This window comes from Desulfobacter latus (assembly GCF_013389365.1).
Classification (GTDB): domain Bacteria; phylum Desulfobacterota; class Desulfobacteria; order Desulfobacterales; family Desulfobacteraceae; genus Desulfobacter; species Desulfobacter latus.
Genome location: NZ_JACADJ010000085.1, coordinates 1 through 14,281 on the forward strand (window position 1 = coordinate 1; position 14,281 = coordinate 14,281).

The 14,281-nt window shown below is 47.3% G+C and carries 12 protein-coding genes; 5 read left to right on the forward strand and 7 right to left on the reverse strand.

Features of this window, described 5'->3' with window-relative positions; all coding sequences use genetic code 11:
* The first annotated feature begins 407 nt into the window (after positions 1-407).
* The 3 genes from HXW94_RS16540 to HXW94_RS16550 are packed head-to-tail and all read left to right on the forward strand — an operon-like array spanning position 408 to position 2,207.
* Positions 408-791, forward strand: a complete 384-nt coding sequence (locus tag HXW94_RS16540) for a hypothetical protein (protein WP_178368010.1) — start codon at positions 408-410, stop codon at positions 789-791.
* Positions 772-1,254: an anti-phage BREX system Lon protease BrxL gene (locus HXW94_RS19935; protein ID WP_178368011.1), complete on the forward strand. Its 483-nt coding sequence runs from the start codon at positions 772-774 to the stop codon at positions 1,252-1,254. Before HXW94_RS16540 ends, HXW94_RS19935 begins: the two co-directional genes overlap by 20 nt.
* Positions 1,236-2,207: a BREX system Lon protease-like protein BrxL gene (locus tag HXW94_RS16550; protein WP_178368012.1), complete on the forward strand. Its 972-nt coding sequence runs from the start codon at positions 1,236-1,238 to the stop codon at positions 2,205-2,207. The genes HXW94_RS19935 and HXW94_RS16550 overlap by 19 nt, the downstream gene beginning before the upstream one ends.
* A gap of 41 nt (positions 2,208-2,248) precedes the next feature.
* Here HXW94_RS16550 and HXW94_RS16555 read toward each other — a convergent pair whose 3' ends face one another.
* The 4 genes from HXW94_RS16555 to HXW94_RS16570 all read right to left on the reverse strand — a co-directional run bounded on the left by HXW94_RS16555 (position 2,249) and on the right by HXW94_RS16570 (position 7,585).
* Entirely contained in the window at positions 2,249-2,620 is a 372-nt protein-coding gene (locus tag HXW94_RS16555; RefSeq protein ID WP_178368013.1) for a HepT-like ribonuclease domain-containing protein, read from the reverse strand.
* The gene (locus tag HXW94_RS16560; protein WP_178368014.1) at positions 2,613-2,903 is read right to left on the reverse strand and encodes a nucleotidyltransferase family protein; all 291 of its coding nucleotides are present in this window, start codon (positions 2,901-2,903) and stop codon (positions 2,613-2,615) included. Before HXW94_RS16560 ends, HXW94_RS16555 begins: the two co-directional genes overlap by 8 nt.
* 167 nt (positions 2,904-3,070) lie before the next feature.
* Complete coding sequence (locus tag HXW94_RS16565; protein ID WP_178368015.1) at positions 3,071-5,590, reverse strand: amino acid permease; 2,520 nt, start codon at positions 5,588-5,590, stop codon at positions 3,071-3,073.
* Positions 5,591-5,620: 30 nt separating this feature from the next.
* Positions 5,621-7,585 carry a patatin-like phospholipase family protein gene (locus HXW94_RS16570; protein WP_178368016.1) on the reverse strand — a complete coding sequence of 655 codons (1,965 nt, stop codon included), beginning with the start codon at positions 7,583-7,585 and terminating at the stop codon, positions 5,621-5,623.
* Between the two features lie 389 nt (positions 7,586-7,974).
* Between HXW94_RS16570 and thiD the strand changes: the two genes are divergently transcribed.
* Together thiD and phoU are read left to right on the forward strand one after the other, a co-directional pair.
* Positions 7,975-8,790, forward strand: coding sequence for a bifunctional hydroxymethylpyrimidine kinase/phosphomethylpyrimidine kinase (gene thiD / locus HXW94_RS16575; protein WP_178368020.1), 816 nt, complete (start codon positions 7,975-7,977; stop codon positions 8,788-8,790).
* Positions 8,791-8,827: 37 nt separating this feature from the next.
* A complete protein-coding gene (gene phoU / locus HXW94_RS16580) occupies positions 8,828-9,502 on the forward strand; it encodes a phosphate signaling complex protein PhoU (RefSeq protein WP_178368017.1) in 675 nt (224 codons plus the stop codon).
* Here phoU and asd read toward each other — a convergent pair.
* From asd to HXW94_RS16595, 3 genes are all read right to left on the reverse strand, one after another.
* The gene (gene asd, locus HXW94_RS16585) at positions 9,499-10,605 is read right to left on the reverse strand and encodes an aspartate-semialdehyde dehydrogenase (protein WP_178368021.1); all 1,107 of its coding nucleotides are present in this window, start codon (positions 10,603-10,605) and stop codon (positions 9,499-9,501) included. The genes phoU and asd overlap by 4 nt on opposite strands.
* 98 nt (positions 10,606-10,703) lie before the next feature.
* Complete coding sequence (gene iscB / locus HXW94_RS16590) at positions 10,704-11,996, reverse strand: RNA-guided endonuclease IscB (protein ID WP_178368018.1); 1,293 nt, start codon at positions 11,994-11,996, stop codon at positions 10,704-10,706.
* Positions 11,997-12,534: 538 nt separating this feature from the next.
* Positions 12,535-13,899, reverse strand: a complete 1,365-nt coding sequence (locus HXW94_RS16595; protein WP_178368019.1) for an ATP-binding protein — start codon at positions 13,897-13,899, stop codon at positions 12,535-12,537.
* Positions 13,900-14,281 lie beyond the last annotated feature (382 nt).

Below are 14,281 nucleotides of genomic sequence, written 5' to 3' on the forward strand. Positions count from 1 at the left end.
ATGAAAACCTACTGGACCGATTTATTTCACACTTAGATTTGGACCCTATCTTGATAAAAAATACGCCTCAATACGAGGAACTGATAAACTACGGTGCTATTAGCGCCTAAATTTGTCCGAACCATTGTTCATAGAGATATAATCATTTAATCTAAACATTGAATAGTGTTGCAGATTCTCCCCGGAACTAAAAACCGTACTTTTCTATGGCACCAGCCATGGATTCGTACGGTTTTAGTTTCATTCAATTATCCTACATCATTAAATTTTAAATCTTTATGAAGGAGGTTTTATGAACCCTTGTTTAACGGCAGCAGCTCGTCCAGAGTCCTGGGATGAAGATCTGTTAGTCTGTGACTTTTGTCATCGACCGGCAGAAATTGACACTGAAGCCATCGTTGATGGTCATGAACGATCATGTATTCAGTGACAAAAAGCCTGAAGCTATTGAGCCGCTTAGTTTTTCATTTGAGGGAGAGATCTTTCGCAAACGCACTGAGAATGATGTTGCGTTAAACATATTTAACCCTAACAATTATACCGTAACAATTTTTGAAATGGAAGTGACTGGAATAAAGACCAACTCAAGCCTGCCACTTACGATTGGCAAAAATAATACCTATAAACTTCACACCACATTCAATGCTTCTGCCATAGGCGAAAGTAATATCGATTTTTATATTAGTTATCGCATTAAGAGTATGGCTGGAGAAGATGAAAAGACCTTAACAATAAAAGTGCCGACCAAAGGTGCTATGTCTACGGATTTTGATGATGACTTCGATATCTAAAAATGAAATTAATCAGGAATATCTTGACCGAAAAATAGCCGGCTTATTTCCGGACGTATGTGTCCACAAAGGATTGGCAGCAAAAGCTGGGCTTACAGGGCGTACCATTCCAGCCTTTGTTTCTGACTGGTTGGTCAGCCGCTATAGCGATGGTTCAGGTAGTATTAACAGCGATGGTATGCAAAAATTTGTCGCAAAATACCTGCCGGACAAAAAGCAAAAAGAGACCTTGATGTATGATTTGCGTAACGGTACTCCACTGAAAATTCTGGATTCATTCAGCGTAAAAGTTCACCCAACCAAAGGAACACTGCAACTTAGAATCCCCTGTCTTGACCTCAACGGGCTTGTCCTTGATTCCATAGTCGATGCTAATCCTTTGTTGCTGATGGGCAATGTTTGGGGAAGTGGCACTTTAACCTGGATGCCGTCCCAGGAGAAGGTATGTATGATGTTGTTATGACGAATTTTAATCCCATGCAGGCGGCAAGCATTGACCTGGGATACTTCTTAGCGAAACGAAAAGAATTTGACCTGGCAGAATGGTTAGCATTGTTGTCCCGGACTATGGGGTATGACGAGCGTAAATACTCAACCAGACAGAAGCTATTAATTTTAAGTCGGCTGCTACCTCTTATTGAGCCCCGTGTTAACATCATGGAGCTTGCCCCAAAAGGAACTGGGAAATCATATATCTATAGCCAATTATCCCGCCATGCATGGCTTGTGAGTGGTGGAGTAGTTACCCGTGCCCAGCTTTTTTACGATATGAGCCGTCAGCAGGCTGGTATTATTTCAAATTTTAATGCCGTAATTCTAGATGAAATCCAAACAATTAAGTTGAGCAACGAAGGCGAGATCGTTGGTGCCTTAAAAGGATATCTGGAATCAGGAGAATACCGGGTCATGGGCTTCCATGCTTCCTCTGATGCCGGATTTGTTATCCTAGGCAATATCCCTATAGTTGATGGACGACCACGAGATGAAAATTGTTTTACCGAACTACCGAGGTGGCTGACCGGCCATGGGGCCACAGCACTTCTTGACCGTTTTCACGCTTTGGTGCCGGGCTGGGAGCTTCCCAGGATACAATCGACATCGCTATGTCAGTCTTTTGCCTTACGAGCAGATTACTTCGGCGAGGTGTTATACGCCCTTAGAGCAAGCCAGGAACACATGACTTTTATCAAAGATCACATGCAATCCCATGGGGATCTGCGAGACACCCGGGCCGTCCAACGTCTGGCTTGTGGCTATCTCAAGTTATTATTTCCCAATTTGGACACCGTGACATTGACAAATTTTGAGAAATTCTGCCTACAGCCTGCTATCGATTTACGATCAAATATTCGTCGACAAATGGCAATGTTAGATCCAGAATTTTCACCGAACATTGCTGATATTAATATTATTTGAGAAATATAAATTAGGTGACCCTAAAAATAAACGAAGAAAAGTCATTGGAAATCTGAAATTATTTGTTTGATAGTTTCTGCCAGTTTTGGAATATCATTTTTACAGGTATCAAATATTTCTTCAGCATTTACCTCATAATAATTGTGGGCCACAACATTCCTCAGCCCTTTAATTTCACGCCATGGAATTTGCGGATATTTTTCGAACAAAGCCTGTTTTGTAATATGATCAATTTTTGTGACCAATTCACCAATGACAATAAGCGGCATCAACAGCAAATCTAATTTTTCTACTCCGGCACAAGAATCCGTCAACTCAGAAACAGATACAACCTCTTTAAATCGCGCACGAATACGCTCTGTCAATTCTGCCATTTTTCCTAACAGATCAAGAACGATTTCTTCATCATACATAAATCACATCTTTGTTAATACGTTTTTTCAACAAAGGGCTTAAGTTTTCCGTATAATTAACAACATCAACCGGAACACCGAAAAAGTCCTCTAAACTCTGCCTGAGTCCGATGGTGTTGATTAAATTTTGCCGGTTTAATTTAACGACCACATCAATATCACTGCCGAGATTGGAGGTGCCCCTTGCAACAGAACCGAATATTCCCATTTTTACCACCCCAAATTTAGGCGCAGTATGGATTTTAAATTGTTTAAGACGTATTAATACCTGATTCTTGTCCATGTTTTCCTCTTGGCTTTACTTTAAAAAAAATAGAACAATTAATCAAAGAATCAACCGCTGTATTGCAAAAAGGTTTAATCTTTGCCCAGATCCTGGTGGTCTGCGGAAAAAACGCAGAGCCCTGACAGAAATAACCAGCAAAATTAATGCAATTATGATGAAAAAAATTACTGTTCTTCGTCATCCACAGCAAGCCCCTCATCCCTGGCCCGCTGGGAGATCTCCATCAGCTTGGCTTGTTCTTTAAGCACCTTTTTATCGGCTTCTTCGGATTTCTCCTGCAATGCAAGCGTTTCTTTGAGATGCGTTAACAGGTCCGGATCATTAAGCGGCATGTCATCGGCATTTTTGATAAAATCCGTGGCGGATTTCGCCGCCTGCAGGGCTTTTTTCTTTGCGGCCGCCACCCTTTTTTCCGCATGCTTGAGTTCATCAAACAAAAGGGCCATTTCACCTGCCCTGCCCTCTTCCGGGGTTGAATCCAGTTCAATTTTCTGGGCTGCCATGACCATGGCCACCGTTTTCAGGCGTGGCAAAAGCTGTTCGACCGGAAGATCCCCAAACATCAGGTTATTATCCTTTTTTAAGGCGACAGGGATAAAAACCAGGTCTGCCTGCCCGGATGTGTTTAAAAACACCGTTTCATTGATTCCAAGAACAACCTTGGGTTCGGCCTGAATACGAAACTCATCCAGGGTATCGGAAAGCATCTGTATGATCTGCGCGTTGTCCCGGTCCAGATAACAGGCTAAAAGCCTGATTTTGGCTCCTTCCCAGGGACCGTCCCTTGTGATCAGATAGGCAAGAAGAAGCATGAGCCGGCTGGTGTCGTCATCCTTCCACCAGACATCAATGGTTCTTTGTTTGCCACAGTCCTCGGCGGTTTCAGGCAGATCCTTCGGGTCCCAGAGAATGATATTGCACCCGGACTGAACAGCCGGCCGGATCAACTCCCGGTAATTGAGGAACGGCACAGGGTCATCATCATTGACAGACTGCTCATGCCGGCTCATGAGCAAGGTATTGGCCTTTATCGGCCCGATTCCAAAGCTTTGACACAGCACGGATAAGCCGTTGGCCGTATACTCCGAAACGAGTACAAGGGAAAATGCTGAACTTTCCTTCTCGGAAATAATCCGGGCCAGATCCTTTTCCGCCTCTGCCTTAAGTTTTACAGCACGGTATCCCCGTGCCTGGAGAATCCGTACAGCTGTTGTCATGCCGCTTTTTCCCTCGATCAGAGCGGAAAACGCCAGTAACTGCTTTGTATGTTCTTCGTCATTGGACAACACAAGCACATAGGGTCGCCAGTCCCTTGAATGTTCGGGAACCTTTTGTGCATCGATCAGATTGTCCCTGACCAGTTTAAGATAGTAAGAACGCCGGCTGTCCGCCCATCTTGCCGGGCCGGAGACCCGTTTGAGATACTGAAAAATAGCAAACAGGATGGCCACGGCAGCAATCCCTGTTCGAAAATCAATGGCCAGCATCACGCCCAGGCAGGTCAACGCACCCACAAGACTGATCTTTTTGTTGTACCACCGGAACCGGGGCCTGAAAGACGGGCTCTCGGCAGACGCCTCAAAATAAGTGGCATAATTGAGCAACCCGTAGGAAATTAAAAAAAACATGGAGACCACCCCTGCAATCAGGTTCAGCCGGCCCATGGAAATGGTGGCCACAGCGATGCCAAATGAGAGCAGCACCCCCCGGCGGGGATTGTCGGACGGACCATAGCCTTTGGCAAAGGGATTAAGAAACGGAAATATTTTATCCGCAGCCAGGGACTTTAAAATCCTGGGCGCCCCAAGAAACGAGGCCATGGCTGAAGACAGGGTGGCGGCAACAACACCGGCATTGATCAGCCAGCCATACATGGAAATCTGTTTCATGGCCCCGTAGTCACCGGCCAGGATTTTCAGCGGTGTGGCAGCGGCAAACACCACAGCCACGGAAATATAGACCAGAATGGATAGAAAAACGGCGGCAAAGGTCCCTGTGGGCAGGCTTTTGCCCGGATCTTCAAGATCGCCGGACATGCTCACCCCCTGGGTAAAGCCGGTCACCGCCGGAAAAAACAAGGCAAAAAGAATCCAGAAAGGCGCCGAGCCTTCTCCAGCACCCCAGTTCTCCATCAAAAGTCCGGTATTCCACTGCCGGATACCGCCAATGTAAAAGGATAGAAGCGCCAAGGTCAAAAACACCATGACCCCATACTGAAACTTAGTGGCCAGATCCGCGCCGATCCATGCCAACACAAAAAGAAAGAGCAATGCCGTACCTGCAATAAGCTGTATCGTCACATGACCGGTCAGGCCGAGGATGGCGGCCAGGGCTTCTCCGAACCCAATGCAGTAAAAGGCAATGGACACGGACTGGGCTAAAAACAGCACAATGCCGATGGCCCCGCCGAACTCTATGCCAAGGGTTCTGGAAATCAGGTAATAGTCACCGCCGCCGCCAATCTTCATATTGGTGGCAATGGCGGCCAGAGAAAAGCTGGTCAACACGGAAATCAGATTAGCCACGGCAATAATAATCAGCGCATTTCCAAGCCCGCCGGCGCCCACCACATAGTCCAAACGCAGGAAAAGAATGATCCCGAGAATGGTCAAAATACTTGGCGTAAAAACACCGGCAAACGTACCCAGCCGACCGGAAACGGTCTCATTGTTATCTGATGACATGGACTTTTCCTTTTCTTAAAGCTACTTATATCAATGGCGTTGCCCCTGTTTTTCAGCGATCATTTTTTGAATATCCGGCAGCCGTTGAAAGCATTCTTCCATACCTTGGCGCATCAGGGCAATGCCCTGGTGAAAATCATCCCAGGCATAAGCGCCCACATCCGGGTAAAGTACAAGGTTTGCGTTTTTTACAAAATCACTGGCGGCCTTACCATGGACAATGCTGATGGTCTGGGAAATAATCTGTTTAATGCCGGGGTCGTTCTCTCGTGTTTTAGCCTGAAAAGGCTTTGATTCAATGCATACGGCAATAACCATGTCTGCGCCCTTTCGAAGCAGGACATCCACAGGCACCGGATTCAGAAGCCCGCCGTCCACCATCCACCGGCCCTGGTATTTAAAGGGAGAAAAAACAGCAGGAATTGCAATACTGGAACGGACAGCATCCGTAACATCCCCGGTTTCAAAAATCACTTCCTCTTCGTTCAAAATATCTACGCCCACCAGGTAGGTCGGAATCATTAAATCCAGAAAGTCCGCATTATTGACTGCCGTTCGTACAAGCTGAGCCGCCTTTTCACCCTTGAGTAAGCCTTTTTTGGGCAGGGTATAGTCAAAAATTTTCCTGCGGGTGTCGGCCCGGGTTAAAAACAGGTCGATGGTAGACTGCTTTAATCTTTCAACTGAGGCGGTCGCCGCATAAATTGCGCCAACAAGCGCCCCCATGCTGCTGCCTGAAATCATATCAATATGGATACCAGCATCCTCCAACACTTTAAGCACGCCGATATGGGCCCACCCCCTTGCACCACCGGCACCCAGCGCAAGCCCCAAGCGGATACCGGCAATTTCGCGGGCAACAGCCCTTGGCCCCCGTACGGGAAAACATTTATCCGTATCGATCCGGTCGTTAATCGCCAACACCGAGCGGTCCACCCAGATGCCCGGTGTCTCAGAAAGCCCCAGACGCTGCTTCAGTTCCTGCCGGGGCATCCCTTTTTCCCCGTATAAATGACTGACCCCCACCCGGATTCTTCCTAAAAACGCGCTGGTTCCGCAAATGTCTTCAAGCGTTGAAAGCCGGGAGCGAACGTCTCGGAGTTTTTCTTTTGTATTGTGAATAAGTAAAAGCGTCCGGTCACACAACCGGACAAACAGCTGTTCCATATCATTAAGGCAATGGGTCAGATTGAAAAACACCACATCATAAGATTCTTTCAGACCGGTCATCAGAACCGGCAGAATCTCAGACACCCTGTCGGAAAAGCCGGTTCGCAGTTGCAAAACATGAAAACCCGACAAATGTCCATACCAGTTAATATCTGCGGCGTTATAACTATCCGGAGGCAGGAATCTGAAAAGTCCCGGGTCCGGGCATTCCATTCGAGTCAGGTTATATTTCTGCATGATTTTGTCAGGTTCAAGATGAGGCTCAATCACCACCACCCGTTTATGTGATTCATCAGAAATGTGAAAGGAAACGGAATATAAAAAATGGGACACCCCCAGCTCCGGACCTGTGGCCGAAACAGCGTAAAATGTCGGTGTCATGGCCTGAGACCCACCGTCTTCGACCTCAAAACTCATGCGTTTGGCATAAAAACGGCTCAGATACAATCCAATGCTTTTATTGGTTTTGATCAGAACCTCAAAATTCTCACGGGTCAGACAAAACACGGTCACATCCAGCGAAGCTTCTACCGTTGAGTTTCTATGCGCCCCGGAAAGCAGGGACATTTCACCAAAAAAATTTCCCCGTTTCAAATCGCTGACAAAAACCCTTTTTCCATCCGCTTGCTTGAACACCGAAACCATGCCCGAACGAATCACATACATGGCATCTCCAGGCTCACCCTGGCGGCAGATAACATCGCCCTTATAATAAAATTTCGTTGTAAACAACCCGGCAATTTCCCGGATCTGATCCGCGGGCACAGATGAAAACAACGGCACCCGAGAAAGAAAGTCATGAAGGTCCTGTAACTCATTAATCATAATTAACTACTATTAAATTAGCGCCCTTTGGGCGGGTTGTTGGGTGCTGGGTACTGGGTACTGGGTACTGGGTGCTGGGAATTCCTATACTCTCAAGTTATTGGTTGTCCTGTTTTTGTTCGTTCAGGATTTGACACGGTAAAAACGCAGTGCTACTGTACTTTTCAAAGAACGGCCATGACCTGACGGACACAACAAACAATGAAAGACATGAGTGTTGAGTGGTGAGTTATGAGAAAAACAGCTTGTTTTAAATCTCACTGCTCACCACTCAAAACTCACGACTTTCATATAAACTAATACATTTAATTTTGATAGAAAACAAGACAAAGGGAGGGCGGCATTTCCTCCCCTGAGCTAAAGCCTCAGGGGTTTCCTTGCCGCATTCTATGAAAACATACTATCGTGCATTAACCATCGCAGGGTCTGACAGCGGTGGCGGGGCCGGTATCCAGGCAGACTTGAAAACCTTCAGTGCGCTAGGGGTATTCGGCATGTCCGCCATCACCGCACTCACGGCCCAGAACACCCACAGTGTCACCGGTATTTTTCCTGTTTCCCCGGCATTCATCGGGGAACAGATTGATGCCGTGATGTCGGATATCGGCACCAATGCCGTAAAAATCGGCATGCTGCACGCCCCTGAAGTTATTGAGATGGTGGCCGGAAAACTCAAACAATGGCAATGCCCCAATGTGGTGCTGGATCCGGTGATGATCTCCAAATCCGGCGACAACCTGCTGCAGGATGATGCCGTGGACGCACTGAAAAAACACCTGCTGCCCCTGGCCTCGGTGATGACCCCGAATCTGCCCGAGGCCTCGGTGCTTTTAGGCAGGACCATAGATAGCCCGGATAAAATGGACGGCGCTGCCGCGGCCCTGGCAGATCTTGGATCCGCCAATGTGCTGATCAAAGGTGGGCACCTGGCTTCGGGACCGGGCATTGACCTGCTCTATGAAGCCGCCTCCGGACAGACAACCCGCTATACGGCGGATCGTGTGAACACAAAAAACAGCCACGGTACCGGGTGTACCCTGTCATCGGCCATTGCCGCAGGCCTTGCCCGGGGATTGGACCTGAAAACAGCCGTTGCCGAAGCCAAAACCTATATCACCGAAGCATTAAAGGCCGGGGCGGATATCCAAACCGGCTCGGGGCACGGACCGGTCCACCATTTTTATGCGTTGTGGAAGAAGGTGTGAATCTGCATTTTTTTATAAAAAGAGAGATCTCCATTTTATGGAACGTCATACCTCAACATCCTATGACCGGGAAATCAATAATCTTGGTGCACAGATTCATGCCATGGGCAAATTATGTGAATGGCAGCTGGCAAAGGCTATCAAGGCATTTAAAATTACAGACAAGCGGCTTGCCGATGAAGTGATCAAGGCCGATCGGCAGGTCAACGAACTTCACCGGAAAGTCGAAACGGACACCATATCGGTCCTGGCCAAGCGTCAGCCCGTGGCAGGGGATTTAAGATACATTATCTGCGTGATTAAAATCGCTTCGGAATTTGAACGGATCGCAGACTATGCCGCCAATATTTCCAAACGGGTTCTTCGTCTGGAAGGCACCCCCTTTACGCTATCCACGGATTATGTCATTGACATGGCCCGGGAGTGCCGGACCATGATTAACAGTGTGCTGGATGCCTTTGACCGCCTGGATGAACTTGCCGCAGTGGCCGTGTGGCAAAAAGACAATGATGTAGATAGACAATTTGTCAGGTTCATGAACACCCTGAAAAGGGAAGCAGAAAAGTGCGAAGATAGTGCAGACGCCTTTACCGGTTATATCTTCATCGGCCGCTGTCTGGAGCGCATCGGGGACCATGTCACCAATATTTCGGAAAATATCTATTACATCAAAACCGGAGACACCTATCTGTCGCACTTTGATGAACTTTAAAGCATAATATTTAAAATTCGCCGCAAAGGTTCGGCTGCGCCCCAGAGCAACTGATCCCCCACGGAAAATGCCGTGAGAAAATTTTCACCGATATTCATTTTCCGGATTCTACCCACAGGTACGTTCAGGGTGCCTGTGACTGCGGCGGGGGTCAGTTCTTTTATGGCATTTTCTTTGTTGTTGGGGATTACCCGCACCCAGTCATTATTGGCAGCCAGGGCGGCATTGATCTCGTCTAAAGGGATATTTTTTTTCAACTTGATAGTGAAGGCCTGGGAATGACAGCGCATGGACCCGATGCGAACGCACTGGCCGTCAATGGGGATGGGATTGTCCGAACGGCCCAGAATTTTATTGGTTTCCACAAACCCTTTCCACTCCTCCCGGGTCTGGCCATTGTCCATGGCCCGGTCAATCCAGGGAATCAGGCTGGCCCCCAGGGGAACGCCCCAGTTATCAACGGGATAGGCATCGGATCGCAAGGTATCGGTAACCGTTCGATCAAGATCAAGAATTGCTGCGGCAGGATCATCCAGAATCGGGGCGGCCTTGTCACCAATGGCTCTCATCTGGGCCACAAGCTCTCTCATGTTTTTGGCACCGGCCCCGGAAGCCGCCTGATAGGTCATGGAGGTCAGCCATTCCACCCAGTCATTTTCAAAAAGCCCGCCCAGGGCCATCAGCATTAACGATACCGTGCAGTTGCCGCCGACAAAATTTTTAATTCCTTTGGATATGGCCGTTTCAATGACCGGTAGATTGACCGGATCCAGCACAATAATACTTTGGTCATCCATCCTTAAGGTGGATGCCGCATCAATCCAGTACCCGCCCCAGCCGCGCTCGGCCAGTTTGGGACGCACGGCTTCAGTGTAAGCCCCCCCCTGACAGGTCACCACAATATCCATGTCCATGAGCGTGTCAATATCAAACGCGTCAATGAGTTTCGAAGTCCCCTGCCCCACATCCGGGCCGTTTTGTCCGGCCTGGGACGTAGTGAAAAAAAACGGCGTAAATTTTTGAAAATCATTCTGTGCAGACATTCTTTCCATAAGCACGGAACCCACCATGCCCCGCCAGCCAACTATCCCGACTTTTTTCATCTCTTTCATAAAATGCGGCAAGGAAACCCCTGAGTCTTTAGCTCAGGGGAGGAATTGCCGCCCTCCTTATAATAATTTAGTAGTCCATGCACCGGACCTTAGCACGTCGTATTGTAGGAATAACCGTCAGATGCATGAAGCAGTCTGCAATATTTCCAGCTAATGCCCTGTACTGTTTTGTCCACTGTTTTAATGTTAAATGATCCGCTTTTTCTGACAGCGACACGCCCGATGTACGTTCCGACCTTTTTACCGGAATTGACAACCGCCTTGACGATGTCGCCCGTCTGAAACCCTTTGACTTTTTTCTCAGTTGACTTTGCTGTTGTCCGGGGGAATCCGAACTTGTTTACCCTGCACATCTGTCTTGAGCCATGACCGTCTGCCTTTACAATCAACACGGTTTTGTCGATCTGAAATATCTTTTCAGGTGTGCTTTTCCCAACACAGGCGGCATCGAGCCAATGCGTTTTGTGAAGTCCCCTGGTCGTCCGGTTGAATTTTGTCAGACCGCCGGAGCCGGTTTCAACCGGCAGTCCGGTTTTTTTCAAGGTACGGAACAAGTCCCATCGGGTCGTGTTGACGGCACCCGCATCCTTGAGCGGCACTTTGGATTGCTTTTGAATTCGTTTCAACAGTCGCGGTTTCCTTGAAAGGAAGTGTTCGAGCGACTTATTACCCTTCTTTCTGTTGCACGCCGTACAGGCCAGTGTCAGATTGCTGACTCTGTTGGAACCGCCTTTCGATTTCGGCACGATATGTTCAATCTCCAATGGAATATCTGTTTTTCCGCAATAGGCACACGTTCTGTCCCATTTTTCTAGAAGGTATTCCCGTACCTCATACCCCATGAGTTCCCCCTGCTGATACGCGACACCGGATATTTCAGGATTCTGTATTTTCTGCATGTCAAACCGAACCAACTCCATTGAAATTGCCTGAATATTGCAAAACCGGCACAACCGGTTGACCCAGGTTTCGATATTGTAAACCCGGCTTTTTAATGAAGGCGGCAGCCATCCTTCCGCCCTGGTCCGGTTATCAAAGCGCGGCTTCCGGTATCGCGTTTTCCGGTTTCTCCGGGATCTTCTGATGGCTCGTCTTGATTCCAGATTATTTTTGATCTGTTGGCCTCGATGTCTCAGTTCCATGGCAAAAACAATTTCTCCGGTATCGTCGTTAATCACGGCAATTCCGGTGTCTTTACTGCCCGGATCAATCTTGATCCGCAATGGGTTTGATGCCACGTCCAAGACGGTCTCTTTCAAAATGATTGTGAAGGGGAACTGTCTGAAAACTGCGGCTTTCCCTTCTGTTAAAAGCAATCTTGCCTTTGCCGGATGTACCGGATTCTGCGATTTTTTGTTTGTATCCAGAACAAATACGTTCAATTTAAAAATCCTCTTGTTTCCAAGGTAATGTTTGCCTCGTCAATGTTATGACCGGGTTTGGCGCAAGCAGCACCGGCTTAACCCCTTAAACCTGTTTAACCACTTGCCGTAGAACCTGGAGCTGGCGAGTACCCCAGGGTGCCTGTTTCCGATCTAACGTAGTGCTCAAAGCACTTAGACTGGTCAACTTTGGGGCTTTTTCAAGCCCCTCGGTCTTTAGCCGAGGGGTAGTTGACCTCTTTCATCCTTTCAGCTACAAGAGTATAATTTAATAGTATAGGAATTTCCAGTACCCAGTACCCAGCACCCAGCACCTAACAGCCCGCCCAAAGGGCGCTAATTTAAAATTTCAAACCTACAGTATAGATGCCTTTATTAAAAAAAACCAGGGCAGATAAAAAATAAAAAATAAAACACTACCTATAGACAGAACCCGATAGCCATTTTGAGCCTGCCTGACAAGTGCTGATTGTTTCGCACCGGGATCACCCATCGTCTTCTATTCTTCAATCCATCGCCATTCCGAATCACATTTCAGTCAACCGTTGAGCAACCGCATCACCTGACCCGAAAGATAATGGGGAAAGGAATAAAGTGTAAACCTGGACCGGCCTTTCAAGGTTTGCCTGTCTTCGTGGAATATGGAAGGAGACATGGAATTGAACCGGACAGCACAGTCAAGTTTTTTTTCAACCATCATAATTTGAAGGGAGCGCAAGCTCCCGGTGCTTCCGGCCTTAACCTCCACAGGTATTATCCGCCGACGGTCATCGGCAATGACAAAATCCACTTCAGCGGATGAAGCCTTTTTTTCTCTTGCCCAGTAATACAGTTCCGGGGACATATAGTCCGGGTATTGTGCCATGAGCTGCTGGGCGATCAATTGTTCTGCCAGAGCCCCGTTGTTGATAAGATTAAATTCCTCTGCTTCACTGGTTTCAAAGGGGTTCAACTGCAACTGTGTATGAATCAAACCGATATCCAACATGAAGCATTTGAAAAACCGTTCCTTTTTCTCCGCCCCCAGGGGCACACCGTTACAACCTGAATTGAACACCTTAAACACCACCTTCGCAAGACAGAGCTGGTGGAGGGCTATGGCCATCTCATTGGATTTATACGACCGGTCAATCCCGGTATATTTCAATTTTTTGCCGACATGCAGCGGCAGTGCATCTAATATAATTGTCAAAAGTTTTGGATTGGTCTTTCTGGTGTATTTATGGAAATCCAGCTTCAAGGTATCCAGAATGGCATATTTGGTCCGTTCCAACTCCTTGATTCCGGCTCCCTTGATATGGGCCTGAACCACTTCCGGCATACCGCCCACAGCGGCATATCGTCTCAGCAACCGGGTCAACGTCAAATGAAACGGCTGGGCAATCTCCTCCCCAAGGGAAAATGTTTGTATCATATCAAGGGCTTTAATTTCCCCGGCCGCATTTAAGAACTCCTCAAAGGAAAGGGGATTAAGGTACATCAACTCCAGACGCCCCACAGGTATGGAAAACTCGGGTTCATCCAGAACAAATTCCAGAAGTGAACCAGTGGCAATAACCCTGTACTGCGGAAGTTCTTCGTAAAAATACCGCAGCAGCTTTAGAACGGACGGCGAATTCTGGACTTCATCAAAAAAAATAAGGCTGTCTGCATGATCGATGGAAACGTTGAACTCAAATTCCATGGCCTGGACCACAACTTTGGGGTCAAGCTTTTCAACCAGGGACATAAAGACGAACGGTTTTTCACAATTGATCTCTACCAGACGTATATTTTCCTGGTCGCAGAACATCCTCACCAGGGTGGTTTTCCCCACCTGACGGGCACCCCGGATCAACAACGGCTTTCTTTTTTCTCTGAAAAACCAGGACTTCAAGGTACTTAATCTATCTCTATTGATCATATTAACCTCATATTTGCTTAATAAATTAGCGCCCTTTGGGCGGGCTGTTAGGTGTTAGGTGCTGGGTGCTGGGTGCTGGGTGCTGGAAATTCCTATACTCTGAGATTAACAAAAATAAAGGTATACTTATACAAAAATAAGACGAAAATAAAGGTAATTATAACAAAACCCATACGCCTAATTCAGTTACAGCGTAATGTTAAAGTAATAAAATAATATTTGAATAGTTACTATATAAGTGCTAATATATTATTTAGCTCTTTGAAAAGGTGTTGGCGGTTGCACTCAAAAAGCTGAGTGTGTAAAACCTTAAGCTATAAGCAGAACTTATGTCCGACATACGGGACAAGAGAAGTTCAAGTAGTTAAAAGAAGTTCCTGAA